The sequence below is a fragment of the bacterium genome, assembly GCA_016708315.1.
Classification (GTDB): domain Bacteria; phylum Zixibacteria; class MSB-5A5; order CAIYYT01; family CAIYYT01; genus JADJGC01.
The window spans coordinates 131,297-158,271 of sequence record JADJGC010000005.1; the positions used below are offsets into that span (position 1 = coordinate 131,297).

General features: G+C 51.7%; 23 protein-coding genes and 1 pseudogene. 11 read left to right on the top strand and 13 right to left on the bottom strand.

The window, feature by feature from the left end:
* Positions 1-97: 97 nt before the first annotated feature.
* On the top strand, positions 98-721 hold the full coding sequence (locus tag IPH59_07175) for a hypothetical protein (GenBank protein ID MBK7091488.1): 624 nt from the start codon (positions 98-100) through the stop codon (positions 719-721).
* Positions 722-1,108: 387 nt separating this feature from the next.
* Here the strand turns inward: IPH59_07175 and IPH59_07180 are convergent, their stop codons facing one another.
* On the bottom strand, positions 1,109-1,672 hold the full coding sequence (locus tag IPH59_07180; protein MBK7091489.1) for a TlpA family protein disulfide reductase: 564 nt from the start codon (positions 1,670-1,672) through the stop codon (positions 1,109-1,111).
* Positions 1,673-1,808: 136 nt separating this feature from the next.
* A complete protein-coding gene (locus IPH59_07185; GenBank protein MBK7091490.1) occupies positions 1,809-2,015 on the bottom strand; it encodes a hypothetical protein in 207 nt (68 codons plus the stop codon).
* Between the two features lie 196 nt (positions 2,016-2,211).
* Here IPH59_07185 and IPH59_07190 point away from each other — a divergent pair, with 196 nt between their 5' ends.
* The 4 genes and pseudogenes from IPH59_07190 (at position 2,212) to IPH59_07205 (ending at position 8,894) form a co-directional block, all read left to right on the top strand.
* Complete coding sequence (locus IPH59_07190) at positions 2,212-4,368, top strand: DUF1926 domain-containing protein (protein MBK7091491.1); 2,157 nt, start codon at positions 2,212-2,214, stop codon at positions 4,366-4,368.
* Between the two features lie 117 nt (positions 4,369-4,485).
* A complete protein-coding gene (locus IPH59_07195) occupies positions 4,486-6,309 on the top strand; it encodes an ABC transporter ATP-binding protein (protein MBK7091492.1) in 1,824 nt (607 codons plus the stop codon).
* A gap of 1 nt (position 6,310) precedes the next feature.
* Positions 6,311-8,097 (top strand): annotated as a pseudogene (locus tag IPH59_07200) (ABC transporter ATP-binding protein).
* 14 nt (positions 8,098-8,111) lie between these two features.
* On the top strand, positions 8,112-8,894 hold the full coding sequence (locus IPH59_07205) for an inositol monophosphatase (protein MBK7091493.1): 783 nt from the start codon (positions 8,112-8,114) through the stop codon (positions 8,892-8,894).
* Between the two features lie 5 nt (positions 8,895-8,899).
* On the opposite strand, the gene IPH59_07210 is transcribed toward IPH59_07205, so the two are convergent.
* Complete coding sequence (locus tag IPH59_07210; GenBank protein MBK7091494.1) at positions 8,900-9,640, bottom strand: response regulator; 741 nt, start codon at positions 9,638-9,640, stop codon at positions 8,900-8,902.
* Between the two features lie 134 nt (positions 9,641-9,774).
* On the opposite strand from IPH59_07210, the gene IPH59_07215 reads away from it, so the two are divergent.
* Both IPH59_07215 and IPH59_07220 read left to right on the top strand, forming a co-directional pair.
* The gene (locus tag IPH59_07215) at positions 9,775-10,830 is read left to right on the top strand and encodes an ABC transporter ATP-binding protein (GenBank protein ID MBK7091495.1); all 1,056 of its coding nucleotides are present in this window, start codon (positions 9,775-9,777) and stop codon (positions 10,828-10,830) included.
* Positions 10,831-11,049: 219 nt separating this feature from the next.
* Positions 11,050-11,409 carry a hypothetical protein gene (locus IPH59_07220; protein MBK7091496.1) on the top strand — a complete coding sequence of 120 codons (360 nt, stop codon included), beginning with the start codon at positions 11,050-11,052 and terminating at the stop codon, positions 11,407-11,409.
* A 23-nt stretch (positions 11,410-11,432) separates the two neighbouring features.
* Here IPH59_07220 and IPH59_07225 read toward each other — a convergent pair whose 3' ends face one another.
* Positions 11,433-12,275, bottom strand: coding sequence for a diguanylate cyclase (locus IPH59_07225; GenBank protein MBK7091497.1), 843 nt, complete (start codon positions 12,273-12,275; stop codon positions 11,433-11,435).
* 256 nt (positions 12,276-12,531) lie between these two features.
* Between IPH59_07225 and IPH59_07230 the strand changes: the two genes are divergently transcribed.
* Positions 12,532-13,134 carry a superoxide dismutase gene (locus IPH59_07230; protein MBK7091498.1) on the top strand — a complete coding sequence of 201 codons (603 nt, stop codon included), beginning with the start codon at positions 12,532-12,534 and terminating at the stop codon, positions 13,132-13,134.
* 134 nt (positions 13,135-13,268) lie between these two features.
* Here the strand turns inward: IPH59_07230 and IPH59_07235 are convergent, their stop codons facing one another.
* Complete coding sequence (locus IPH59_07235) at positions 13,269-13,826, bottom strand: SprT-like domain-containing protein (GenBank protein MBK7091499.1); 558 nt, start codon at positions 13,824-13,826, stop codon at positions 13,269-13,271.
* 48 nt (positions 13,827-13,874) lie between these two features.
* Here IPH59_07235 and IPH59_07240 point away from each other — a divergent pair, with 48 nt between their 5' ends.
* Entirely contained in the window at positions 13,875-15,206 is a 1,332-nt protein-coding gene (locus tag IPH59_07240; GenBank protein MBK7091500.1) for a right-handed parallel beta-helix repeat-containing protein, read from the top strand.
* A gap of 180 nt (positions 15,207-15,386) precedes the next feature.
* Here IPH59_07240 and IPH59_07245 read toward each other — a convergent pair whose 3' ends face one another.
* Complete coding sequence (locus IPH59_07245; protein MBK7091501.1) at positions 15,387-16,850, bottom strand: ABC transporter permease; 1,464 nt, start codon at positions 16,848-16,850, stop codon at positions 15,387-15,389.
* Positions 16,847-17,542 carry an ABC transporter ATP-binding protein gene (locus IPH59_07250; GenBank protein ID MBK7091502.1) on the bottom strand — a complete coding sequence of 232 codons (696 nt, stop codon included), beginning with the start codon at positions 17,540-17,542 and terminating at the stop codon, positions 16,847-16,849. The genes IPH59_07245 and IPH59_07250 overlap by 4 nt, the downstream gene beginning before the upstream one ends.
* Positions 17,543-17,901: 359 nt before the next feature.
* Here IPH59_07250 and IPH59_07255 point away from each other — a divergent pair, with 359 nt between their 5' ends.
* A complete protein-coding gene (locus IPH59_07255; GenBank protein MBK7091503.1) occupies positions 17,902-18,336 on the top strand; it encodes a peptidylprolyl isomerase in 435 nt (144 codons plus the stop codon).
* A gap of 138 nt (positions 18,337-18,474) precedes the next feature.
* On the opposite strand, the gene IPH59_07260 is transcribed toward IPH59_07255, so the two are convergent.
* The 6 genes from IPH59_07260 to IPH59_07285 form a co-directional block, all read right to left on the bottom strand.
* Complete coding sequence (locus tag IPH59_07260) at positions 18,475-18,984, bottom strand: HmuY family protein (protein MBK7091504.1); 510 nt, start codon at positions 18,982-18,984, stop codon at positions 18,475-18,477.
* A 320-nt stretch (positions 18,985-19,304) separates the two neighbouring features.
* Entirely contained in the window at positions 19,305-21,425 is a 2,121-nt protein-coding gene (locus tag IPH59_07265; protein ID MBK7091505.1) for a TonB-dependent receptor, read from the bottom strand.
* Between the two features lie 277 nt (positions 21,426-21,702).
* Complete coding sequence (feoB, locus tag IPH59_07270) at positions 21,703-23,862, bottom strand: ferrous iron transport protein B (protein MBK7091506.1); 2,160 nt, start codon at positions 23,860-23,862, stop codon at positions 21,703-21,705.
* Entirely contained in the window at positions 23,859-24,101 is a 243-nt protein-coding gene (locus tag IPH59_07275) for a ferrous iron transport protein A (GenBank protein ID MBK7091507.1), read from the bottom strand. Before IPH59_07275 ends, feoB begins: the two co-directional genes overlap by 4 nt.
* Before the next feature lie 64 nt (positions 24,102-24,165).
* Positions 24,166-24,600: a metal-dependent transcriptional regulator gene (locus tag IPH59_07280; protein ID MBK7091508.1), complete on the bottom strand. Its 435-nt coding sequence runs from the start codon at positions 24,598-24,600 to the stop codon at positions 24,166-24,168.
* 202 nt (positions 24,601-24,802) lie between these two features.
* Entirely contained in the window at positions 24,803-25,993 is a 1,191-nt protein-coding gene (locus IPH59_07285; protein MBK7091509.1) for a tetratricopeptide repeat protein, read from the bottom strand.
* 168 nt (positions 25,994-26,161) lie between these two features.
* Between IPH59_07285 and IPH59_07290 the strand changes: the two genes are divergently transcribed.
* On the top strand, positions 26,162-26,854 hold the full coding sequence (locus IPH59_07290; GenBank protein ID MBK7091510.1) for an aspartate/glutamate racemase family protein: 693 nt from the start codon (positions 26,162-26,164) through the stop codon (positions 26,852-26,854).
* The last annotated feature ends 121 nt before the right edge of the window (positions 26,855-26,975 follow it).

Genomic DNA, 26,975 nt, shown 5'->3' on the forward strand with positions numbered 1-26,975 from the left:
TCGAAGGTTTGAAATTCAATTGCAGATTTTGACCCGGCCCCGTATTCATGGAGAATCTGTTTGTTTTCATAATGAATCAAGGAAAGGAAGTTGCGATATGAAGATCCTTCGGCTGTTCAGCGCTACGCTTGTGTTGCTGTCGCTGTTTTTAGTTGTCTCTTGCGCTTCTCGTAGCTCTCTAAGTAGCTGGCACGACCAAGAGTATCGTACTGCTGGATTTACTAACATCTTCGTGTTGGCGCGCAATGACGACTTGGCGCTTCGGCAGAAAGTCGAAAACGTCGTCGTCGAGAAACTTACCCAACAGGGGACTCGCGCGATTTCCAGTCTCAGTGTGATTTCTCCCACCGACAAGCGGGGTCGGGACCAGCTTGAGTCAACCTTTGACAGTCTCAAAGTCGACGCCATCTTGATTATCAGGGGCACAGGAACGGAAGACATTGAAGAGTTTGTTCCGGAAACAACTTACTACAAAGTCTACGATGATGTCTTCAACGAAGAAGTCGTCGAAAAAACGACCGAAGGCGGATACTGGGCTAAGGCCGGCGTTGTTTATTTCACGAAAACGAGCCTGTTCGCCAACACCAGCGACAAATTGGTTTGGGAGGGACGTTCGCAAACTGCTTATGATGGCGACGTCGACGTTTCAGTGAACGCATTTGCCAAAGAAATCATCAATGACCTCGTCGCAGTCGGATTCTTGCCTAATAAGAAGAACTAAGAATAGATTTCAATCCTGTTACTGAAATTCTGAAGCCGGCACGCTAAATCAGCTACCGGCTTCTTCATTTTATCGTCGGCTGTAGATCAATTGGGAAGCCGGTTCACGATCAACAGAAAGACTGTCAACGAAGCGTACGTAAGCAAGAGATGGGGTCGAATCAGGGTCCGCAATGTAAACATGTTAGCTCCAGGTATCAGTTGAGAATATGGGGTAATCGTTCTCAACCAATGTAGTACTGCATAAAACCTGCCAGATTCTCGCAGAAAACGCACTTCGCAACCCTCGGCCCACGAACGACTAACGATTCGTAAATTGCTGAGAATACTCGCGAAATTTCATGCCCCTGTTCAGAATTCGGATTTTGTGCAATTGTTGTAGCACGGTCTAGTCTGACATCTGCTTATTCAGCTCGTCCGCATCGAATGACACCCGCGCATCGAAAGTGTACATTTTCACTTCTCCAGCTTTCCCGACTACTACCGCCAGCGGAAACTCGGCAACCCCGTAATTTCGCATGAATACCATTCCGGTGTCTGCATAAATTGGAAAAGTCAGCCCGCGCTTTTTCGCATACGTCTGTACATACTTCAGTTCTTCGAAACTAACTCCGATCACCTGATCTTCTGCGATTTCCCCGGAGTTAATCAGCTCCTGCCACTTCTGTGTCATCGTCTCACACGGCGGACAACCAACTTCCATAAACACAAAGACCGAGCCGTCTTGGTCAATCATTTCGCTTGTCCGAATGGTCCCCGAATCGGAAGTAATAAGCTCGAGGTCAGGAAATGTCGTTCCCACTTGAAGCTTCGATGTCGGCCCGGAATGCTGCAAAAACTCACTATCTTGCGATGCCTGCATCGACTTGACCGACATACCGAGATACATACCCGCAGCCGCTATGACCAGCACCAAGATTCCGACTCCGACGTTCTTGACCAACTTGTTCATTCTTAACCTTCTGTTTTCCCTCTAACCTCTGAGCAAACGATTTTCATAAAAATCCCACGGAAGCTCCAATCCCTCAGAACTCCCGTGGGGCGTTTTGCAACTACCGACCTTGTATTTTAAGGCCAAATGTTGGCAGTTAGCACGTAATGATAGCCGGGCAATAAATGACGCCGCCGGCCGGTTTGCAAACTTCAACGCCATTGGCATTGATACAGCACTTCAACGGAGCGCCGGTGCAGCTGCACTTGTAGTAGCACGGGCCTGCTTCTGCCGCCGGACTGGCTGCGCCGAATATGAACGCGGCGACGAAAACGACAAGGAGAATTCCAAGGACTTTACGCATAGTCTCACCTCCTTCCATGTAAAGTTGGATGAATCAAGCTAACACGGGTCTACCATGTCCGTCAAGTACTTTTTGCCGGCAACCGATTTTGTGCCGCAAATGTCCTTGCGATAATCGCCGATATAATTAGCGTAGTGTCACTATTCTCATGGACTTGGCCGATTCTGGCGTCAGGGATGACAGGAGTACTATCGTTTTGAAGAAAGTCAAATTCTGTTTCGGGATACACAATCACCAACCAGTCGGAAACTTCGGTTGGGTAATCGAAGACGCATACCAAAAATCATATCTGCCGTTCTTGCAGTTGCTTGACCGCTTCCCCTCGATTCGTATCTCCCTGCATTTCACCGGCATTCTCTACGACTGGATCAAGCAATTCCATCCCGACTGTTTCGACTTAATCCGCAAAATGCAGAATCGCGGACAGCTCGAGCTTCTCACCGGCGGATTCTACGAGCCAATTCTTCCGGCAATTCCCGATCGCGACAAAGTCGGTCAAATTCTCATGCAATCTGATTTCATCGAACATGAATTCGGCGTCCGTCCGACCGGCATGTGGCTCGCCGAACGCGTCTGGGAACCGGGACTAGCCAAACACCTCAATCAGGCAGGCGTCAAATACACCATCCTTGATGACATCCACTTCCGTTATGCCGGCCTCGAAGAGTCCCAGTTGGATGGCTACTATGTCACCGAAGACCAAGGCTACCAGATCGCTCTTTTCCCAATCGCCAAAAAATTGCGCTACACAATTCCCTTTGCCGATCCGGAAGACACCATCGCCTATCTCCGCAGTCTCGCCACTGAATCAGGCGACAGCATCGCCGTCTATGCCGATGACGGCGAAAAATTCGGAGTTTGGCCCAAGACCTATGAGCATTGCTTCGTCGATGGCTGGCTCGAACGCTTCTTAACGATGCTCACAAACAATCTGGACTGGATCGAAATGACCACCTTCTCGGAAGCGCTCGCCTCAGTCCCAGCCAAAGGCCGCGTTTACTTGCCGACAGCCTCATATTCCGAAATGAATGAATGGGCAATGCCCGTCTCCGCAATCGAACGATATGAGGATTTCGTCCACAAGTTGAAAGATTCCAAGCTCTACGAGGAATTTGAGCCGTTCGTCAAAGGCGGATTCTGGCGCAACTTCCAGACCAAGTATGACGAAAGCAACAACCTGCACAAACGCATGTTGCTCGTCAGCGACCTGCTCGAGCTCAATCGCAAAAACATGCCGCCAGCCAAATTTGAACAAGCTCGCAAATTGCTCTATGCCGGCCAATGCAATTGCCCTTACTGGCACGGCGTTTTTGGCGGCCTCTATTTGCCGCATCTGCGTGGCGCCGTCTTTCAGGAATTGGTCGCCGCCGAAGCTGTAATTAATGCGACTCTTGCGGATGCTGGCAATACCCGGGTCGAAATGCGCGACATCGACTGCGATGGCCGCGACGAAGTCGTCGTCACCACGCCTTTAATCAAAGCAATCATCGCTCCCGAACTTGGCGGCATGCTCACCGAACTCGATCACTTCGGCATCGCAAAGAATCTCATCGATATCGTCGGTCGCCGCAAGGAAGGCTATCACCGGAAATTGCTCCATCGCGATGAAGCCTCAAACGCCTCCACCAAGTCGATTCACGATTTAGTCATGGTCAAAGAAGAAGGTCTCGAGAATCTTCTCATCGAGGACTCCTACCGTCGCGGCATCTTTGTCGATCATTTTTCTTCAGTGAATGCAGTTCAAAAGGACTTTGAGCTGACCAAGTTCGCTACCCTCGTGGGGCATTGCCAGCAGCCGTATTGTGTCGCGCTTGAATCTTCGAAAAGCTCGGCTACAGTCAAATTGTCTCGAGTAAACAAGATTAGTACCACGCAGGGTCCAGCCGATTTGGAAATCCTCAAGACTCTCAAGTTCGCATCCAACCAACGCGGCATTTCCTCCAGCTACGAGATTCACAATCAAAGCAATCAGAGTCTTGCCTTCTGTTTCGGCTCCGAAATCGGCCTCGGCAGCTTCCCATTCCCGAACACCGAATCATTCTTGCTGGATGCCAATGGCGGCCGTCTTGACCTCGGAATTAGCCATGAGCTGAGCAACAGCCCCAGTGTGGCAATTTACAGCCGCCTCTATCGATTCCTCTTGAAGATCGCCGTCAATCGCAATGCGACAATATGGACCCACCCTCTTTGGACAGTCTCACTCTCCGAAGGCGGATTCGAGAAGGTCCTGCAGGGCACAATCATGCTCCTGCACTGGAGCATTGAATTGGCGCCGGGCGCGGTTTGGTCGGCAGAAATCAGCCTCGAAGACCACGCAAATACCGACGAGTCGGCAATCCCCGGGAAGTCGTAGTCGACAGCAGTTCATTTCCAATTCTTCAAAAAAATCCTGTCAACTATCGCCGTTTTTGGCGTTATATGATGAAATGCTGAATCTCATCGATCAACCATACATGACGAGATCTTCTTCTTGAGCTCGACACCGAACCAAAGCGGTCATAATACACTCAGAAAGTACTACCGACGGTACATCTGGTACTTCCTTGGCGGCATTATCGTGCTCGCCGGTGCAAACATCTTTCTCGGTATGTCTCCGTGGCTGCTTCGGGAAGCAATAGACTCGCTGGAAAACCCGAGTCTGCCTTCGCTGGCTCCGACCGACGCCTACTACGGAATGCAGCACGCAATGGCCCAAACCGCTACCGGAGTGTTGCCCTGGTTTGCCTTGGCGATAGTTGGAGTGACGCTCATCGCCGGAATCTTCCGCTTCTTTGCCCGCCGAACCATTATCTGGGCATCTCGCGATATCGAGTTCGAGCTTCGCAATGAAGTTTTCAACCATCTGCTGAAATTGTCGTCGCAATTCTATCAGCGCACACCGACTGGCGATATCATCGCACGTCTCTCAAATGACATTGAATCGGTGCGTCTGATGGTCGGTCCGGCAGTAATGCAGTTGATCAACACCGTAATGGTTAGCATCGTGGCGTTCTACTACATGATCAAAATTTCACCGACCTTGACGCTCTATGCGCTCATTCCACTCCCGCTGCTGACAATTGCCATGTGGCAGATCGGCCAACAAACCCATCGCCGCTTCATGAAGATTCAAGATCACTTCTCCACCCTGTCAACATTTGTGCAGGAATCAATGGCAGGAATCCGCGTCATCAAGGCATACCGCCGCGAGAAGTACCAGCAAGGTAAATTCGAAGTCGTCAATCGCGAGTATGTCCGCCTAAACCTCGATCTCGTCAAGGTCCGCGCTCTGCTTATGCCTACCGTCATCTTCCTCGTCCGGATTGTTGTTCTTATTGTGATCCTGGTCGGTGGTGCGGATGTCATCAAAGGCAATATCACCAAAGGCGAATATGTCGCGTTCATGGCATATCTCCTGATGCTCGTCTGGCCGATGCTTGCCGTCGGTTGGGTGATCTCGCTCTATCAACGCGGCAAAGCATCACTAGCTCGATTGGATGACTTGCTCCGCGAGATTCCCGATATCCAATCACCTGAGAATCCGCAGCGTTTACCCCAAGTCGCAGGAGCACTGCGATTCTCCGGGCTGAATTTCACCTATCCCGGCAGCAATGTCCAAGTGCTGCGCGATATCAACTTCGAAGTCAAACCCGGCGAAACGCTTGCAATCGTTGGCGCTACCGGATCCGGCAAGTCTACACTCATTTCGTTGTTGATGCGCACCTATACTATTCCTGACGGTACAATCAGAATCGATGAGACTGACATCAATCGCATGGCTCTCGACGACCTACGTGGAATGATTGGATTCGTCCGCCAGGACTCTTATCTCTTCTCGGATACTATCGCCGCTAACATTGCGCTGTCTCAGCCCAAGATCGATATGGATGCCGTTCACGAAGCCGCTCAGGTCGCTGCGTTCGAAAGCGAAGTCGATTCCTTCCCGCATAAATATGACACGATACTGGGAGAACGCGGTATCACGCTCTCCGGCGGCCAAAAACAGCGCGCCGCGATTGCCCGCGCATTGCTCAAACAACCGCGAATTCTGATTCTCGATGATGCCTTCTCGTCGGTTGATACACAAACCGAAGAAATGATTCTCGAACGGCTCAAAGCATCGCGCGGCGACATTACCACATTGCTCATCAGTCATCGCCCTTCCACAATTCGTCGCGCAGATCGGATTATCGTGCTGGACGGCGGTACGATTGTCGAGCGAGGCACGCATGATGAATTGATCGCCGGACAAGGCCGCTACTACGAGATCATTCGCCGCGAACTGCTCTCTTCTGAACTTGAGGCACTCGAGTAGTATGCAAGACTTCCGCGACGAAGACAAACTCGGCAAAGGCTACGATGGCCAATTGATGCGGAGACTTCTGGTCTACCTGCGGCCATATCGCCTCTATGTCGGACTTGCCCTGCTGCTTCTATTGGTTGCCGCCGCGGCGCAATTGGCGACACCGTATCTGATCAAGATAGCATTTGACGATCACATTGCGATTGGCGACCAGGACGGACTCATAATCGTCGCCATTCAACTGCTTGCCATCATGTGCCTCGAATTCTTCACCGGCTACGGACAGATTCGCATTATGGAATGGATCGGCCAAAGCGCCATGTTCGATCTGCGCCAGAAGATATTCAATCACATCCAGTCGATGCACCTTGCCTTCTTTGATAAGAACCCCTCGGGACGGCTGTTGACGCGAGTCACCTCCGATGTCAACGCCCTCAACGAAATGTTCGCGTCCGGTGTCATTGATATCCTTGGCAACATCGTGACCTTGGTCGGCATCGTTGCGGTCATGTTCTTCCTCTCGCCGAAGTTGTCCTTGGTTACATTCATCATATTGCCGCTCATTGTCGGCGCCACTTTCGTCTTCCGTAAACGCGTTCGCGATTCATACCGTGAAATCCGCATCATGATCGCCAAATTGAATGCCTTCACGCAGGAACATCGCGCCGGCATCAATGAGATCCAGAGCTTCGTTCAGGAACGCAAGACCATGGATCGCTTCACATCCGTCAACACCGACTTGATGTACCAGCACAAGCGGTCGATTCTGTACTACGCCGTCTTCTTCCCGATAGTCGAATTAATTGGCGCGATTAGCCTTGCATTGATCGTCTGGTACGGCGGAGGTCAAGTGGTGCAGGAAGCAATCACCTTCGGTACATTGGTGGCTTTCATCCAGTACGTCGAAATGTTCTATCGCCCCATTCGCGACTTGGCAGAAAAATACAATGTCTTGCAATCAGCCATGGCGGCAGCCGAGCGGGTCTTTAACATACTCGACACCAAATCCGACATCAAGGTGCCGGAGAATCCAGTTCCATTGACAAGCTTCAGCGGCTCGATAAGATATAACAACGTCGACTTCGGCTATAACAAAGACCAGCGCATCCTGCACGACATCAGTTTTGATATCAAGCCCGGTGAAAAAGTCGCTCTCGTCGGCGCCACCGGATCCGGCAAAACTACTTCGGTCAGCCTGATCTGCCGATTCTACGATATCGAAAACGGCTCGATCAAGTTCGACTCTGTTGACATTCGCGACCTTGACCCGCAAGTTGTCCGTTCGCAAATCGGCTTAGTTCTGCAGGATGTCTTCCTCTTCTCCGGTTCAATTCGCGAGAACATTACCCTGGGCAATGAAGCAATATCGGAAGAACAAATGAAAGCAGCCGCCGAACGCGTCGGCCTCGCACCTTTGTCGAACGACTGGAAAACAAGTATGATCATCGTGTCGGCGAACGCGGCGGTGCACTCTCGGTCGGCCAACGCCAGTTGATCAGCTTCGCTCGGGCACTTGCCTACAATCCGCCGGTGTTGATCCTCGACGAGGCGACATCTTCCGTCGATAATGAAACCGAATTCATCATCCAGAAAGCTATTCAGAAACTGTTCGAAGGGCGCACTTCTTTGATAGTCGCTCACCGACTTTCGACTATCGAAGAAGCCGACAAAATATTAGTATACCACAAGGGCCGCATCGTTGAGCAAGGCAAACATGAAGAGCTGCTCAAACAACGAGGCGTATATTGGCGGCTGTATCAACTGCAATATCAAGATCAGGAAGTGACACGCGGAACATGAGAATCAGTTCATCAATGACCGCCGCGCTGCTGGCAGAGACTTCTGCAACAGCCAAAGCCGCCGGAAAAATCCTCCTCGATAATGTTCAGAAGAACCGCAAAGTGCAATTCAAGGGCCGTATCGACATCGTCACCGAAATGGACTTAGCCAGCGAGAAGTTGATCGTTGCCCGTCTTGGCAAAGCCCTGCCCGAAGCCTCATTCCTCACCGAAGAAGGAAGCATCGCCGACTTGAACTCAGAATTCAAATGGGTAATTGACCCGCTTGACGGAACAACAAACTACGCCCACACTTTTCCGGTCTGGTGCGTTTCAATCGGCTTGCAATACCGCGATGAAATGATTCTCGGCTGTGTATACGACCCGACCCGCGATGAGTTGTTCACTGCGACCAAGCATGACAAGTCGCGGCTCAATGGTCAGATTATCAAGGTCAGCGATCGTCGCCGTCTCGATCAGGCGCTGCTCGCCACCGGTTTTCCGTATGATATCCGCACCAGTCGCATCAACAATCTTGTCAATTTCACCAACTTCGTCAAGACAGCGCGTGCTGTCAGACGTGCAGGTTCTGCAGCGTTGGATCTGTGCTATCTTGCCTGTGGACGATTTGATGGCTATTGGGAGTTGAAACTGCATCCATGGGATATGGCTGCGGGAGTCTTGATAGTTAAACAGGCAGGCGGAAAAATCACCGACTTTGAGGGCCAACCTTTTTCAATCTATCGGGATCGTTTACTCGGTTCGAATGGCCGCATTCACAAAGAAATGATGCGGGTTCTCGCCGCGGACAAAAAATAGAGTTCTTACTTCAGGGCCGCGACACAAGATTTAACGACGTCATCAAGCTCGCTGAAATTGACCGGTTTCGTCAGAAACTTCTGTACTCCGGACTTCCGTATCCGCTCGACCAGATCATCCGTCGCGTAAGCGCTCACCATTACTACCGGCAAATTCGGGAAGCGATCGTGCAACTGGCTTATCAGGCTAAGCCCGTCGCCATCCGGCATCTTTAGATCGGTGATTACCAGATCAACAGGATTCTCAGTGAGGTATTCAGTTGTATCTTTGACTGTCGTGAATGCGTGAACTTCATTGTCGCCCTCTTCAAGCCGTTGACAGAGACTCGCAAGGAACTCCTCGTTATCATCGATTACAACGATGCGACGCCTTTTCAGACTCGACAACATCTTGCCAATTTCCGATTCCATTGTTCCAATCCGAAACGGTTTCGCCAGAAAACCGTCCGCTCCCTTTGAGTATGCCTGCGCCTTAATCCCGTCACTGCCAATTCCCGTGATAAGCATAACCGGAAGACGTCGATTTCTCTTCTTGATCTCTTGCAGCAGTTCAATTCCCGACATTTCCGGCATGTTGATGTCTGATATCACCAGATCGATCCGCATCGAAGACAGCACATTGAGCGCCTCCTGCGCAGACCCTGCCGAATGTGGCTCGTACCCGATTGCGGATAGCGTATCTACAAGCAAATCCGTGAGGTTTGGATCGTCATCAACTACCAGTACTTTCGAGATTTCTGCCGCCATAATACCGTAACTCCGTCTGACCGCGCCTACCATTTTCGGTTAATGATTTCGACCCCTCCATCTTAGTATCGGCACCTTCCCCTGATTACTCAATTTTAGTTGGTACCGACGGCAAAGGAAAATAGATTCCCATAATGAGCAGAATCGAGTTTCGCAGCGTCGTCAAGCGCTTTAACAACAATCTGGTAATCCCCCGGCTGGATCTGCAAATCCCCTCCGGTTTGTTGACTGTCTTGCTTGGTCCTTCTGGATGCGGCAAATCGACAATCCTGCGCATGATTGCTGGTCTCGAAACGCCTGATGAGGGCGCCATTCTAATCGACGACATCGACATTACGACACAGGAACCCCGCCACCGCAACATGGCAATGGTGTTTCAGAATTATGCACTATATCCGCATTTGTCTGTCCGGGGGAATCTCGAATTCCCTCTCAAAGTCGCCAAAACTCCGAAAGAGACCATGGTCGCCAAAGTCGCTGAAGCGGCTCAGCTCCTCGGCTTGACACCGATGCTTGACCGCTACCCACGTACACTCTCTGGCGGAGAACGTCAGCGTACTGCTGTCGGAAGGGCAATCGTGCGCAATCCACAGGTCTTCCTCTTCGATGAACCTCTTTCGAATCTCGACTTCCAGCTCCGCAACCAAATGCGCGGCGAATTGAAGTCTCTGCAGATGCGTTTGGGCAAGACAACTGTCTATGTGACCCATGACCAGACCGAAGCGATGACGATGGCTGACAGCCTCGTCGTTCTCAATCAGGGGAAGATCATGCAGATTGGATCCCCTACCGAAGTCTTCCGAAAACCGGCCAACCTCTTTGTTGCCCGCTTCATCGGATCGCCCCCAATGAACATCATCCGAATCGAAGTCGAATCAGGCGTCTGCTATCCAATCGGTAAACGTGTGCCGCTCACAAACCTCCCTATTCCTAACGGAAGGTACATTCTCGGCATCCGACCTGACCAGCTTCCCGTCTCTTCTAAAACCGGCCAGAAGCACCTCTCCGTCGAGCGTATCGAATTTCACGGCACGGCGACATTTCTGATAGGAAAAATCGGCGATGACATCGTTATGGCGCTCGCTCCAACTGACCGGACAGTCAATGTCGGCGATCAAATCGAACTCGATTTCGCCAACTCAGTGCTGCACGTCTTTGATGAAAGCACCGGCAATCGTCTCTCATTCTGAGATATTCTTCAATCAAGCAATAGTCAGGAGAAACTCTTGACTTCGATACCGAGCCGCCTATATTTGGAGTAAATGGTATCTTTTTAGTGAGGTATAGAAATGACAATTAGCCCAGAAGCTCTCAGCTATCTTACCGCTGGAATCCAAGCCGAAATCGCTGCTTACGTGTTCTATCGCATCGGCGCAGAGAAGATAAACGACCAGGACGTCTAAACAACCATGCTCCACTTCGCCGGCGAAGGACGGAAGCACTTCCTTACGCTCGAACACCGATACGACCTTCATGTTCGGTCTGAGAAATGGGTCACCTACCGCGATGTCATGAATCGCGACGAGCTACCCGTAATCGACGAATCAATGGGCGATAAGCACGTCGAGCGCATTGCACTCGTCAAAGCCGCCAAATCCAAGAATGAGATTTTGGCAATTGCTCTCCAATTGGAGAAGGAAGCTTTCGAGCTGTACTCAGCCGCTGCCAAGGTCGCAAGCGAACCCGATGTCCGCAAGACGTTCGAATACCTGACTCAGTTTGAGATGGGACACATTAAGAACGTAGAAGGAATGATCGCAGGGAAATAGGAGTCTGTTCGCACAGGCAGGGCTCAGTCGCTTGCCTGTCGAATATGATCCTTGCCGCTCTGCTTAACAGAGTACATGAGTGTGTCGGCTTTGGTGATCATCTCGTCCACAGACTCTGGCGGACGGCTGAAAGTCACAGCTCCCGCACTGTAGGTCACTGGCCAATTATATGTCTGTGCCATGGCAGTCAAATCGCTTCTTAGGCGCTCCATTACCGTGGACGCGCCTTTGGCATCGGTACCACTCAAGAGCAGCACAAACTCGTCGCCTCCAAGTCGCGCAACTTGGTCAATTTCACGCACATTCTGCCTCAGTATCTCCGCCGTAAGTGTCAGGAGCCGATCCCCAATTAGATGGCCGAACTTATCGTTGACGTTCTTAAAATTGTCAATGTCCGTGAAAACTACTGTAAACGGTGTCGGAGTACGGTGCGCACGAGCTATCTCCAATTGCGCAGCTTCGTAAAATGCCCGTCGATTTGGAATCCCCGTCAGTTCATCAATGCGCGCCGCTTGTTTGTGAACTTCTGCAGTACGCTTTAGCGTTGTCAATACCCAGGCGACTGCGATGAATAACGCAAGTCTGAGTATCATATTGATCCCAAGCCACAATTGACCCACATTTGACGCACCGTCATAAATATCTGCAAAGTACCATGTCGCTACACTAAGGAATGAATAGAAAACACCTGACCAATACCCTACAGTCCAGGTAGCAAATGCGATGGGAATCAGATAGAAGATTGAGAAAGATAGTTGAGAGCCAGTAGCATAGTAGACCGCACTTATGGAAGAAACGAGCAGGAACGACGCGGCGTGACAGAGCCCCGGCGGCACATTCTCGAATCTCCTGAGTACCTGAGGCACACTTTCTCCGCTACTTCAAGGTTGGTTTTGAACCAATTCAGACAATCCATTCTTGAAAGGTCTGTTTAGTGCTGATAACTTAATCATCGACATTTTGCAACAGATTTTTACCTGACAATGAGCACCAAATCCTCCAAGAAGAAGCACGTTTGACTCGTATATTTATCTCACAAGACAATCGGCGACTTAAGTCATCAATGATGTCTTGAAAACAAACATAGTTAGTGAATACTTGCTAGCATAAGAAGGAGTCAATATGGCCTACGAATTACCCAAACTTCCCTACGCATATGATGCACTTGAACCGTTCATCGACAAGGAAACGATGACCATCCATCACACCAAGCATCATCAGACTTACGTCACCAAACTCAACGAGGCTCTCGCCAATGCGCCCGATCTTCAAACCAAGTCGGTGGAAGCACTTGTGACCGACCTCAACTCGGTTCCCGAGGCCATCCGCACAGCCGTCCGTAATCACGGCGGCGGGCACGCCAATCACACTTTCTTCTGGAATATCCTCAAGAAAGACGCCAAACTTGGCGGAGCCGTTGCCGATGCGATCAACAGCACTTTCGGCAGTCACGACACTTTCAAAGAAAAATTCACTGCTGCTGCGACTGGAGTCTTCGGCTCAGGTTGGGCATGGCTGGTCGCTTCCGGCGGTAAGTTGGAAATCGTGACGACTCCCAATCAAGATTCGCCACTCACCCAAGGCAAGAAACCGATCATCGGCATTGACGTCTGGGAGCACGCCTACTACCTCAAGTACCAAAATCGTCGCCCTGAGTACATTGCTGCTTTCTTGAACATCATCAACTGGGATGAGGTCAACAAAGTCTTCGCTGCCGCCAAGTAGACTCGTGCAGGCATTCAGTTATCGAAGGGACATAGCGCGCTGTGTCCCTTTTTTGTGTCTGGGCCGATTCTACAACTGCTTCAAGAATCGCAGAAATCGCTTCACAATTTTGGGAGTTGAACGGACAGGTTTGCTTACTTCAGTTTTTTTTTAAGCGCTAACTTGAAACGCGCATCAAAACGCGAGGGCGAGCACTTCCCGCACGACGCCGATATCAACCGCTTACGACGCGGGTATTCCGTCTTGCACGACTTGCACTGATAGATGTAGCGCGCCGGCAATCGTAGTTGCGAATGCGCCTTGGCTTTGACCGAAGCGCCAATGCGCGCGGCCTCGCTCTTGAAATCAGCATTGTGATTGAAGTGAATTATGTGGATCATCTCATGCTTGAGCGTATCATCGATATCTTCCGGAAACAGCTCATGATACTTGCTCGATAGCACGATCTCTACCCGGCCGCGGATGTATTGGCCCGCGCACAGCATCCGCGAAGAGTAGCGAATCCGCGGCGTTGGGAGCTTACCCGCAAAATACTTTACGTTAAAATGATGAAATCGATTATACAGTTCATCAACCGATGGCAGTATCCCGTCACTTGGTTTCTCCGTCTTGGACGGCTGTACCAGGAACGGTTGCTCGAACAGGCTGAGATTGGTCGGCAACGTATTGGGACTGCTTTTTTTCCTGTTCATGGGCGGCTAACTTATATAGTTTAAACCGTTCTCGCAAGTGGAGGTCTTATGCGTTTTTGGATATCGTTGCTGGTCTGTATCGTCGCACTTCTTCTATCCTGTGCCGGTCAGTATCAGCCTGATTACAATACTGTCTTTGTAAAATCAAGTGCCGAACCCGGCGGCGATGGCACTTTCCGGGCGCCTTTCGTAAGTCTCCAAACCGCAATCGATTCGGCGCACTCTGGCGACAAGATCGTCCTGCTGAGTGGCACCTATAATGGGATATCGACCAAATTTACTGAGGATTTATGCGGCAACTGCACCGAGCCGATTACCCCCGTCGAAGCGTCCTACGGATTCATCATTAAGGACAAATCCCTCTCAATCACCGGCGACCATGCCGATTCCGTCGTTCTGATAACCAACGCCGGCTACGGCATCTACTTCTCCAATAGCTGGGGATCAACAATTGAGAACGTAAAGATCACCGGCGGAGTCCGCGACCGCGATGGCAACGCCACCGATGCCGCTATCGTCGCCAAGTTCTCCCGCCTCACCGTCCGCAATTGCGAGATCATTAACAACGACAACCGCGACACCACCGTCGTCGTCGGCATCGGCGGAATCTTCGTCCGCGAAGGCTCGGAGCTCTTCATCGAGAACAACCGCATCATCAACGGCGGCTGGGATGGCATCGCGCTCTATCGTGGCGCCAAAGCCTTCATCGCCGACAACGTCATCACCAAAGGCCGCGGCGCTGGAATCGGCATAACCTGGGACGCCCAAGCCACCGTCCTACGCAATCGCGTCAGTGAATTCTGGAAAGGCATCGGCTCGTTCGGAACTTCGCGTGCAGTCGTACGCAACAACATCGTGCAGGACTGCCTCGGCTGGGGAATCATCGCTACCGGCGAGTCATTCATGGAAGCATCCAACAATCTGATTTATCGCAACGGCAACTGCGGCTTTGCCAATTGGGGCGACCGCGAACAAAAACTCGGACCGCGCGGCGTCTTCGTCAACAACATCGTTTACAATAATGGCTGGCGTGCAAAGTGGGTCTGTCCTTGCGTGGGAATCTGGATGCTGGGCAATCCCGTTGACTTTGTAATCGCCAACAACAACGTCTATGTCGACCCGGAGATCATTTCCGCCGAACGCGCCGCACCGACTACCGCTGCCGGCGAAGACCTCAAATGGGCGGCAAACTACCAGGAAATCGCCGACCTGACCGGCAAGTTCGGCAACATCTCTGTCAATCCCCTATTCGCTGATACACTGTCATTCAAACTGCTTCCGACATCCGTCTTGATCAATGCTGGAGATTCTGTCCTCACCGATCTCGACGGCACTCGCTCCGACATCGGCCCTTGGGGCGGCAATTCGGCAGCGAAGTAGACTCAAGATCGCAATGAATCTCTCTTGTCCAAAGATACGATTCATGTGAGGGTGCCCCAGCGCTTGCGCTGGGATCACTTTGGTGGTCCGTGTTCTTCACATAATTGTAGGTCGGTGTTCTCAGGGACCCGTCCCGCGCTTTAGCGGGAAGCGTGGAACCCGACAATCGGACTGCGCCCCCTACTCATTCCTCAACGACTCCACCGGATCGAGCCTTGCCGCCCTTCGCGCCGGATAATACCCCGCAAGCAAACTCACCACGATTCCAAACCCCAACGCAATCGCGATCAACCACCACGGCGTCGCAAACAACTCGATTGCTTCCATACCCTCTTTGCGCATAAACGACTGCGCCGTAAACGACGCAATCCGCGCAATGACCCAGCCCAAAATGATTCCAAATGTCGCTCCCAGCGTGCCGATTGCCGCCGCCTCGTACAAGAATATCCGCCGAATATCCGAATCATCCGCACCCAGCGCCTTGAGCACGCCGATCTCGCGGCGACGCTCCAGAATCGACATGATCATGGTGTTCGCAATCCCCAACGAAGCCGTCACCAGCGCAATCAAACCGATCATCCCCAGCGCCATGTCGAAATAGATAAACATCTTCTGTATCTCTTCGAACTCCTCGGCAAAACTGAAAGTCTTAAATCCCAGCGCCTTCACCGAATCGCGGACTGTTTTGAACGGCATGTGCGGATCAAAATCGAGCGTCACCTTGGAGTATGACTTGCCCTCCTTCGGCGCAAACATATCCGGCAGATTTCCCGAACTAAACGAACTCATCAAACTCGCCGGCGACATCGAGATATCGCTGTCATTAAGCCTCCGCGCCGTAGCCAGCGGCAAAACAACCTGCTCCACACGCAGAGGACTCTCGCGCCTGCCCGGAATAACACCGGCAATCTTCAGCGTTTCTGTAACCAGCTCGCGGTTATTCATCAATCCCGAGTAGAACCGCCGCAACGCCTCCGAGGTCTCCCGCCTCAGCATCCCCATCATATAGCCCGGCTCAAAAATCGAATCGCGATCAATGCCGCGCAGTCTCTTGCGTATCGCACCGTCGCGATCGCTGATTATCGCCGACCACGCGCTGTCGATTCGAATCAACCGTGCAGTAACCACCAATTCTCTTCCTACCGCAGAGTCCGCATCTTCGATACCCATTCGCTTAAGGAAATCGCGCGTCACCACCGCCTGTCTCGCACTGTCACTCGCAAATCGTGTCCCTGCGACGTACTGCGACATTGCCGTCGTACCGGCAACCTCCGATGATATCGCCTGCGCATTTAGTGTCGCTGTGCTGTCTCCCATTTTGGCTACAATTTCGAACGCCTCCAGCGGATAAGCCAGACGCACACCCGGGATTTGCGCCAGCAGCGCCAGCGCCGAATCATTCAGCACCTTCGCCTTGACACTGTCGCTCTTGTCCTTGTCATCTTCGGGGAACACCTGCATCGTCGTCAACAGCCCGAATTTCTCGAACTGCTCGTTGACATACTGCTGATTTCCGGCGCCGAACGAGATCATCGACACAAAAGCCGCAATCGCAATCAACACGCCGGTAATCGTCAGGATCGAACGCAGCTTCATCCGCCACAGATTATCCGCCGCCGCCGTAATCAGATCGTACGATGTCACTGTTGTGCCCCCGAATCTTCAACGATCCGGCCATAGTGCATTTTGATGATTCGATTACAGATACTGCGCGCCAGTTCCAAATCGTGCGACACCATCACGACAGTCAATCCCTCTTTGTTCAGGTCAGTCAACAACGCCGCAATTTGCCGTGCATTTTCGTAATCGAGGTTCCCCGTCGGCTCGTCGGCGAATATCACTTCCGGCCGCTTGACCAGCGCCCTTGCAATCGCCACGCGCTGTTGCTCGCCGCCGGAAAGCGCACTCGGACGATGTTCCAGCCGGTCGCCCATTCCCAGGCTGGTCAAGATTTCGCTCGCCCGTTTGTGGCGCTCGTTGCGCGGTGTGTCATTGAAATACAGGGCGACTTCGACATTGCGAAGCGCCGTATGATGCGGAAGCAGATTAAATGTCTGGAAAATCATCCCCACTTGGCGTGCGCGATACGCTGCAAGGTCCTTGCGGCTAAGCGCACTCAACACCGTCGCACCAACTGCAATACTCCCCGCAGTCGGCGTATCGAGCCCGGCAAGCAAATTCAAGAGCGTCGATTTGCCGGAACCGGAGGACCCGACTATTCCGACAAACTCGCCGCGGGCGATATTAAGATTAACACTGTCGATTGCGCGAATTTCTTGCGGACCGCGTTGATAGTAGCGGCAAAGTTCTTTCGTGGTTATCCAAGGTTCGGTCATACTACTTGATATAACTTTACGTTTCTATCCACAAATAGTTGCTTCATTCGCATCTCCCGTATCCAACCCCATTGTCGGCGTCCTCCTTTGTCTCCTCCCTGTTTCTGTGGGTTCGACTTCAGTCGAACAACCTGCCCTCCGTTGCTGCTCCCCTCTCCCTTTGGGAGAGGGGAAGGGGTGAGGGCAACGCGCTGTGTCGATTGAAACTGCTCGAAAGCCACCACCTTCCACACCCCAAATTCCCCCTTGAGAATATTTGACAATCCTCGCGAAATCCCTATTATGTTCGCGGAATTTTTGCAGTTCATCTGCGTACTCGGGCTTCTCTCGGATACGTGCAACCAAGAGAGGAGTCTGTTATGGCTTCAGCTAAAAATGGCGATACCGTCCGCGTTCACTATACCGGCAAACTTCTTGACGGAACCATCTTCGACAGTTCCGAAGGCAGCGACCCGCTCGAATTTATCCTCGGCCAACAGCAAGTCATCGCCGGTTTCGACAGCGCCGTTCTCGGCATGAATATCGGCGCCAAAACCACTGTGACAATCCCGGTCGCCGATGCCTATGGTCAGCGCAAACCCGGCTTGGTCCTCGATGTCGACCGCTCGGAGTTTCCGCCCGACATCGAACCTCGCATCGGCCTGAATCTGCGCATGGAACAATCCGACGGCTCAACCGTGAATGTCGCTGTTACAAACGTCGCAGACAACATGGTCACGCTCGATGCCAACCACCCGTTGGCCGGCGAAGACCTCGTCTTCGATATCGAACTGGTCGAAATCATCGCCGCCTAACGGCATCAATCACAAGACTCGCTACAAATCAAAACGCGGCAGATGTTGTCATCCGCCGCGTTTTCTCTTGCTGGGTCAGAATGGAGGTTATAGTTCTGCCCAATTGATCGTATAGTGTCCGGATGCCTGTGTATCCGGTTATAGTACTGATGATCTGAACACCTTGTAAGTCTTACCGCCAACTTTCAATGCATAGATATCTTTGCGCGAGTATATGATGAGTCTGCAAATTGTATTTGTACCACGATCGGGATTTCTAAAGACGGATGCAATCTCGTCCTGGACAGCACGCTGGCCCAACCGTTTGAGCGCTTGAGTAGTCATCAAAGTCCGTCGAGTCGGAAGGATCACTGGGCCGGGAATCATACACCTGGAATGGCCGACGCCCTGGCCGATGCCGAACACTCCGCTGTTCAAGTCGGCATCATAGTGAAAGAATCGTATATCCCAATCAATCCGGTTGCCCGGGTCGGTCAAATTGAATGACGCGGTACCTGTTGAAAAATCATAGTACAGCGTGTCGTCTGTAGGACCTACTGTATCAACTTCTGCAGCAGCTGACAGGTCAGTACCTGTCGCCGAGTAAACATACTTGAGAACAATCTGCCCCATCGTCGGAGGAGCGCCTCCGCCAATGACGTCCAACAATCTGGAACTTCAGGCATTTGCCTTCCGCATCCTTCATTGCAAACACGTAGTTGGAAAGTTCCTGGGTAGTCGGACTGAGCCAGTTGTTCAAAGACTATCGAGAGCAAAGTGGTTCCATCCACCATCCACTGCCGACAATAGTGTTGCATCAGCAGCTGTTCGTATTGTTATCACCCGGTCCGGTTCCGTCATCATCATTCGAACACCCAACTACGGCCGTCATCAAAAGCGCAATCAATGAAACTACCTTGAAGTACCTCATTCGTTACTCCTCTCTATTATTGAATTGTTGTTCTTTCATACTTCAGATTCCTCGCGAACTACATGCTGTTCCAGCGCAGCCCAGCGTGAAATGTCCTGCCCGGCCAGTAACCAAATTCGATCTCGACATCGTCAGTCAAGTTCTCGCCGCGCGCGAAAACCTCGAGATTATCCCACACCCGCTTCGATACACTCAAGTTGATATCGCGTCGCGTCGGCGCCCACACATCCGTCTCGAAATCATTCTGCTCTCCCAGCGGCACCCACAGCTTGCCCGAGTACCAGCTTCCCCATGCCGTCACGACCAACCCGACCTCATCGAAATGAATCGATGACAGCAATTTCAGCGCATGCTCCGGACGGTTCAACAGCCAATGTCCCGTCTCGCGATTCTTCGCCGTCAGCCAGGTGTACGACACCGAGAAATCGACGTGATGATTAATCTTCAGTTCGCTCTGCCACTCGATCCCGCGTGTGTATGCTTTGAAAACATTCTGATACTTGTAAATCCCGCGCCAATACGTCGGCGAGAATCCCGTCAGGTTGAACTCGATCATGTCGTTGATGTCGTTGTAGAAATAGGTAATCCGGTGCAGTCCGATCCCCTCGTAGCTGTACTCCAAAGACAATGAACTATTGCGCGACTTTTCCGGATTCAGATCTTCTCCACCGCCGATAACGATGTATCCCGCCGCCGAGTGATCGAAACGGAAGTACAGTTCCTTGATCGAAGGCGCTCTGAATCCGCCGCCGTGAAATCCGCGAATACGAAACCGCGGATGCGGATTATACATCACGTTGATTGAAGCATTGACGTGTTCGCCGAATGTCGAATGTTCTTCGAGCCGGATTCCCGGAAGCATAGTCAGATTCTCAACCGGCTTCCACTCGTACTGCATATAAACATCGCCGCTGGAAACCTCCTGCGTACCGCCTTCAATCTCTTCCGATTTCAGCGACTGCGCGACGAAGTCGCCGCCCATCGTGACGACATGTCCATCCTTGTAGCTGTGCGTCGCATTTACCGACGCTTCGCCCAGATAGTCCTCGGTTCGCGACTTGTCCGACAGCGCGCCGGATGCCGTAAATTTCTCCCACAGGTGGTCATAATAGGTCCCATACACATTGACATCCACCAGCGTACGCGGATTCGGCTGGAATGCGATCTTGCTCCCCGCCGAATAACGAAAGTTGTTTTCCTGATCATCGAAAGTAAACGTGATCGGGTCGATGTATTCCGACTCAATCCAGTCCTTGCGTTCGCGGAAGAAATTCCCATTGACTGTCAAATCAAACGCCTTCGAAAGTCTTCGCGTGACCTTGCCGTCAAGGTTGAATCGCTTGATCCGCTCCATTCCATTGGTGTGCGGTGTCGTCTTGTCCAAATCAAATCCGTCAGTGCGGTCAAATCGCGCTCCCATCTGCAGCCCCCAATTGCCCCGCTTTGATTCCAGTTCAAGATTCTGCATATACGAGTTGAAAGTCCCGTATTCGCCTGCGCTATTCAGCCTTAGTTGAGCTTGTGGTTTGCGCGTGATGATATTCACCACACCGCCGATCGCATCACTCCCGTACAGCGTCGAGCCGACTCCCTTGACCACTTCAATCTTCTCAACGTTGGCGAGCGATATCTGCGCCAGATCAATCGCCCCGCGCACACGTCCAACCATCTTCTCGCCGTCGATCAGAATCAGCACCCGCGTCGGATCGAGACCGCGCAACGATGCCCCGCTGCCGGAGAAATTGTTGTCAACATTGATCCCCACTGCCGACTTCAATGCCTGATCAACTGTCGAAGCTCCCGTCTTTATCGCATCATCGGTTCGGATGACTTCCGTCGTCACCGGAACATCCTTGAGCAAATATGGTGTGCGCGTGCCGGTAACCACGACTTCGTCATAGATGTAGGTTCGTGAAGACAGCGTCACATTGATCACCGTATCGCGCTCACCCAACTCGATGTCGAGCACCTTCGTCTCAAAGCTCACATGCGTTATCTGAAGTCGATACTTGCCGGCTTTGTCGATTTCAATCTGATACCGTCCCTCAAGATCGGCGCGTGCATTCAGATCAAGCTCTTCTACCAAGATATTCGCTTCGACCACCGGCGACTTGTCTTCGCTTGATGTGATCGTTCCACCCAGCTTGATACCAAATGCGGGAGCACTAATGCTAAGCAACAGAACAAGCATCAGCGCGAAGGCACAACGTTGGCTGGACTGGAATACACAGAATCTGCTTCGGTGAGTTGTCGAAACGGGGAGCAAGAAATCCATACAATAGAGAGTACGGATTTTCGCAGAAAATCGTGTCAAACGGCTGTCACAGCTTGTGAATTTTTTCTATAACTTCGAGATTGGGGGTCGAAATAGTAGCATTGCAAAATGCAATTCCCGGCGGGACTCTTTCGGTTCCGCCGGGAATTCTATACTTAGTGCTTTTGTCAAAAGACTTTAGCTACGCGCCCAAACCAAACAACAGCCCGAGCCGGTAAATTGCGAATGCAGCCACCCACGGCACTGCCAACTGCACCGACATTCCAAACCACATCCACTTGGCGCCAATCTCGCGCTTCATCGCCGCCATCACCGTAATACACGGAGTATACAACAGCACGAACACCAGGAACGCATACGCCACTAGCGGCGTGATTCCTCCCGACTCATCGCTAATAATGTTCATCAGCGATGTCGAAGTCTCATCCACATCTTCACCAAGCTGATACAGCACTCCCAACGTCGAGACGACGACTTCCTTGGCAACAAACCCTGTGATCAGCGCAATTCCCATCTGCCAGTTGAACCCAAGCGGCTCGATTATCGGCTGAATCAAATTACCGATCCGGCCAATGTACGAATGCTGAATCTCTTCGGTCTGCATCTGGCTCTGCAAGTGCACAACCTGCTCTTCGGCTTCGGGTGTACCCTGCTGTTGCAGCACACTGATCTGCGAATCGTAATCCTGCGAATAGTTATCAATCTTCGGGAACGCACCCAAAAACCAGATTACCACTGAAGCGACAAGAATCACTTTGCCAATCTTGCCGAGATAAATCTTCGCCCGTTCCCACATCATCAGCAGGCCCGTCTTGAAAGTAGGACGGCGATACGGCGGAAACTCCATGAAAAACGGCGCTGTGTCGTCCTTGAATAAACTCTTCTTCAGCAGCCGGCCGAAAATCACCGCAACCGCAATCCCCAATAGATACAGGCTGAAAATGACATTCCCTGCATTTCCCGCAAAGAACGCGCCGCAGAACAATACATACACCGACAACCGCGCCGAGCACGACATAAACGGAATAATCAACACCGCCAACACGCGGTCGCGATGCGACTCCAGCGTCCGTGTCGCCATGATCGCCGGCACATTACAGCCAAATCCCATCAACAGCGGAATGAAAGCCTTCCCGTTCAATCCCAGCACGCGCATGAAACGATCCATCATAAACGCCGCTCGCGCCATATACCCCGAATCTTCCATGATTGCTATACCGAGATACAGAATCATGATATTCGGCAGAAACACCAGCACTGCGCCCATGCCGCCGATCATTCCGTTCGTAACCAATTCATTGATCACGCCCGCCGGCAGAAGACCGGAAATCAAACCTTGCAGCGCCAACACGCCTTGGTTAATCCAATCCGCCGGATACTGTCCGATAACGTATGTCGCTTGAAAAATCAACCACATGAAGAACAGGAAAATCGGATATCCAAAATATCTGTGCGTCAGAATCGAGTCGAGTTTGTTTGAGAAGTGCATCCGCGTATCGCTGCCGCGATTCACCGCCGAATCAAGCACATCGCCGATATAGCGATATCGCGCATCGGTGATCGCAGTATCCGATTCGTGACCAAGATGCTTCTTGATGCGATTCTTGGAATCCGCCACCTGCGTATGAATCAGCGTCCGCTCCGAAGGAGTCGGCTTCGCGAAATCGTCAATGTTGACCGTATCTTCAAGCAGATTCACCGCATACCAGCGCGGCGGCAGCGTATTGCAACTCGTAGATCCGACGGTACGGGTAATCTCTGCGATCTGCGTGTCAATCTCGCCGCCATACTTGATCTGCGGAGTGAACTCAGCAAGGTTGCTCTTGTCGAGCAGGAATTTGACAGTGAGTTCAAGCAGTTCCTTTACCCCTTCACCCTTGTGCGCAACCGTCTTCACGATCGGACCGCCCAACAATTTTGTGAACTTGCTTTCCTTAATAGTAATGCCCTGCTTCTGAGCTTCGTCCCACATGTTGAGAACGAAAATCATCGGCACGCCCATCTCCATCACCTGAGCACTCAAGTACAAATTGCGCTCTAAGTTGCCGGAGTCGATTACGTTAATGACGACATCCGGCTTATTGTGCAGAATGAACTTCCGCGCAATCCGCTCATCGAGCGTCGCCGCGGATAGCGAGTAGACACCCGGCAGATCGACAAACTCAATCTCCAATCCCGATCGATTGAGCACCGCGCTGCGCTTCTCAACCGTTACGCCGGGATAGTTGCCGACATGCGCACGCGCACCGACAAGTCCGTTGAAAATCGATGTCTTGCCGCTGTTAGGATTACCAACCAGCGCTACGGTGTATGTCTTCTTCTCAACACCAAGGCTCATCATTCGGAGCCGTCCACTTCAATCAGGTTCGCTTCTGATTTTCGCAAACTGACGTATGCGCCGCGAAGTTTGTAAGCGATTGGATCAGCCAGCGGTGCCGAACGCACCATCGTGACCTGCTCGCCGCAACGGAAGCCAAAGTCCATCAATCGATGTCGAGCCGCGCCAAGGGCATGCACTGCAACTATGCGCGCACTTTCCCCCGGCTTGAGGTCCGCAAGGCTTAGCTTCTTGGTATTCATAAACTCTCCCGAGAAAATCGATATTCTAAGGTGACCGCTGTCACAAAACTGTCATAATTCATGACTATTTAGACCCTATTGATTGGCGATACCGCCCCAAACAGCCGGGGTTCCCACCGCCGCAACCATTGACCGCATCAAGGAACAGACTCAACCGCCGCAGTGTACTCCGCGAAAGCCCATGTTCCATCCGGCAGGCCTCTTCATCCGCCTTTTCTGCATCAAGCAACAACACCTCGGCGAGAAATCGCCGAATCGTACTGTGTACCGAATAGATCTGTTCGCCAAGTTTTTCGCCGTCCGAATTCAGCATGATCTTGCCGTAATGCTGCTGCCTGACCAAGCCATACCGAATTAGGCGGCTGACTGCAGATCTGGCAGTCGGAACAGTCACATTGCGCGCTCGCGCAATATCAGTAACACCGACCGTGTCGGAATCGCGTGAAATGCGATAAATTGTCTCGAGGTAATCCTCATCCTTTGGCGTCAATGTAATCATGTGCTCACAATGTAAGATTCGTCTTACTTTGTCAAGCAAATTAGCGAAATTTTGTGAAATCTTTCTCAAATAACAGGGAGGAGCAGGTCCGAATTTCGGGCTTCGGACCTGCGGGGAACTCTGAGCTACCTAGGCTTTTCGCTGAATCAGCGCGATTCTCTGCCGCGCCATCGATTGCAGTAAGTTATTTACCAGATTATAGTTATACGCCTTTGTGAAGTAGTCTTGACTTAGGGCGGCGTCGCCCATTGCGTTGTAAACTTCGCCAATCAAGTACAAATTGGGCATCATACTGATAATTCAGTCGCGCCTGATCTGAAAGTTGATCAGAGTTGTTTTCGGCTTTGGCCTGCATTTCGACGGTCTCTTTGAATTTCGCCAAAGCATCATCATAACGACCCATCTCGATCAAGACAGTTCCCATCAAGTTCACATCACCGGACATTGCCGCGAAATCGTTTTTCCCTGCGGCTATTTCGAATTGCTTCTGAAGCATCTCTAATCCAAGATCGTACTTCCCTTCATCGATATATGATACCGCCATACCGGCGAATGCCGCCCGTCGCTGTCCGTCATTGACTGCGAAATCAAGAAACTCCTGCATCTTTTTGCGAGCATCCTCGTAACGTCCGAGGAAATTCAGATTCGATGCGATCCCGAAATAAGATGGCGGAAATGTCGGCTGCACCTTCAACGCCTGTTCATACTGCGCGATTGATTCATCATACCGTCCCAGTTTCATCAGCAGCTCGGCATACGAATCGTAAGGGTTCGGATCATTCGGGATGAGTTGAATATATTTCTTGAATGCCGACTCGGCATCCGTGTCACGATCACTAAAACGATAACTGTAGCCGAGCTGATTATAGACTGGCGAAAACGACGAATCGATTGCCGCTGCCTTCTGATATGCCGCTACCGCTTCAGTCCAATTCTGTTGTGCAAAATAGAAATTGCCCATCAGCATGTGGACACGCTCATCGCCCGGACGCGCGGCGGCTAACTTCTGAAGCGTCTGCAACTGCTGCGTCGTGTTTCCGGCAACAGCCGCATCAAATGCCTGGATCATCCACTGCTCAGCTTCGCTTGCAAATGTTGCGGTACGTCGTGCCGCTTCAAGGCTTGCAAAAAACTCCGCAGCCCCCGGTGCGGTTTGCGACATCAGCAAATGCGCCTGGGCAAAATTCGAATCAAGCGCGACCGCCTGTTGCAGAAGCGGAATCGCCTCATTGCCCCGCAACTTGTCATTTAGATCCTGCGCCTGCACAAACAGCTCGCGTGCTTCTTTGGAAGTTGTCGATATCGGCACCTTGCCGTCATCAACAGGTTTGCTGCTGCACGCCGTCAGGCAAACAGCAAGAATCACGATAGTGGCAGCTTTCACGTAATTCATCGGTTTCTCCTTTTGAGGAAACGCGCTTGGCACGAAAAGGTAATTACTTACTTATGTTCGTAAGACGAACCAGGAAGTTTCGTGTTTAATCGCTATCTAACTGCCATCAAAATAATTGCACACTGAATTTCCCGAGGACTTTGCCTCCTGATTTGCGTATCATAAGGCATGAAAACGCTCGGACTTATCGGCGGTACCACCTGGGTATCGACCGTCGATTACTACCGCCTCATAAATCAGATGGTCAATCAACGACTTGGCGGGCTGAATTCCGCCCGGATGCTGCTTTACTCTGTCAACTTCGAGGAGTTTCGCCCTCCTGACACCGTCGAAGGCTGGGAAAACGTTACACAAAGAATCATTGCCATCGCCCGTACTCTCGAGCAGGGTGGCGCCGAGGGCTTAGTCCTCTGTGCCAACACCCTGCACAAAATTGCCGACCCGGTTCAAGAGAAGATTGGCATTCCTATCATTCACATTGCCAAAGCCACCGCAGCTGAAATCGGCAGAGCCCAACTTCACAAGGTCGCCTTATTGGGCACCAAGTTCACCATGCAAGAGCCATTCTATCACGACAAGTTGCGTGCGCAAGGCATCGAAACCTTGATCCCCGAACAAAATGACCGCCTCTACATCCACGATGCAATTCTCGATGAGATGGCGTTGGAGATATTCAAGCCGGAAACGAAACAACGCTTTCTGGAGATCATCACACAACTGCAACAGCGCGGCGCGCAGGCAATCGTCCTCGGTTGCACCGAAATCCCGATCCTCATCAAACCAGCCGACACAACCACACCGCTCTTCGACACAACTCACATCCACGCCCAAGCCGCCGTCGACTTCGCTCTGTCAGACTAAGCCACTTCCGAGTCCGCAATCCTTCACCCTTCACTCTTGTGCGTACGACATTAGTTTTGTAGGTCCGATCCACTGTGATTCGGGCTTCTTGTTACCATCAAACCGTAGGGGCGCGGTCCCC

Excerpts from the sequence above, each read along its gene's own strand:
- IPH59_07175 (MBK7091488.1), top strand. The coding sequence starts at position 98 with ATGAAGATCCTTCGGCTGTTCAGCGCTACGCTTGTGTTGCTGTCGCTG.
- IPH59_07180 (MBK7091489.1), bottom strand. The coding sequence starts at position 1,672 with ATGAACAAGTTGGTCAAGAACGTCGGAGTCGGAATCTTGGTGCTGGTC.
- IPH59_07185 (MBK7091490.1), bottom strand. The coding sequence starts at position 2,015 with ATGCGTAAAGTCCTTGGAATTCTCCTTGTCGTTTTCGTCGCCGCGTTC.
- IPH59_07205 (MBK7091493.1), top strand. The coding sequence starts at position 8,112 with ATGACCGCCGCGCTGCTGGCAGAGACTTCTGCAACAGCCAAAGCCGCC.
- IPH59_07210 (MBK7091494.1), bottom strand. The coding sequence starts at position 9,640 with ATGGCGGCAGAAATCTCGAAAGTACTGGTAGTTGATGACGATCCAAAC.
- IPH59_07215 (MBK7091495.1), top strand. The coding sequence starts at position 9,775 with ATGAGCAGAATCGAGTTTCGCAGCGTCGTCAAGCGCTTTAACAACAAT.
- IPH59_07220 (MBK7091496.1), top strand. The coding sequence starts at position 11,050 with ATGCTCCACTTCGCCGGCGAAGGACGGAAGCACTTCCTTACGCTCGAA.
- IPH59_07230 (MBK7091498.1), top strand. The coding sequence starts at position 12,532 with ATGGCCTACGAATTACCCAAACTTCCCTACGCATATGATGCACTTGAA.
- IPH59_07235 (MBK7091499.1), bottom strand. The coding sequence starts at position 13,826 with ATGAACAGGAAAAAAAGCAGTCCCAATACGTTGCCGACCAATCTCAGC.
- IPH59_07240 (MBK7091500.1), top strand. The coding sequence starts at position 13,875 with ATGCGTTTTTGGATATCGTTGCTGGTCTGTATCGTCGCACTTCTTCTA.
- IPH59_07250 (MBK7091502.1), bottom strand. The coding sequence starts at position 17,542 with ATGACCGAACCTTGGATAACCACGAAAGAACTTTGCCGCTACTATCAA.
- IPH59_07255 (MBK7091503.1), top strand. The coding sequence starts at position 17,902 with ATGGCTTCAGCTAAAAATGGCGATACCGTCCGCGTTCACTATACCGGC.
- feoB (MBK7091506.1), bottom strand. The coding sequence starts at position 23,862 with ATGATGAGCCTTGGTGTTGAGAAGAAGACATACACCGTAGCGCTGGTT.
- IPH59_07275 (MBK7091507.1), bottom strand. The coding sequence starts at position 24,101 with ATGAATACCAAGAAGCTAAGCCTTGCGGACCTCAAGCCGGGGGAAAGT.
- IPH59_07280 (MBK7091508.1), bottom strand. The coding sequence starts at position 24,600 with ATGATTACATTGACGCCAAAGGATGAGGATTACCTCGAGACAATTTAT.
- IPH59_07285 (MBK7091509.1), bottom strand. The coding sequence starts at position 25,993 with ATGAATTACGTGAAAGCTGCCACTATCGTGATTCTTGCTGTTTGCCTG.
- IPH59_07290 (MBK7091510.1), top strand. The coding sequence starts at position 26,162 with ATGAAAACGCTCGGACTTATCGGCGGTACCACCTGGGTATCGACCGTC.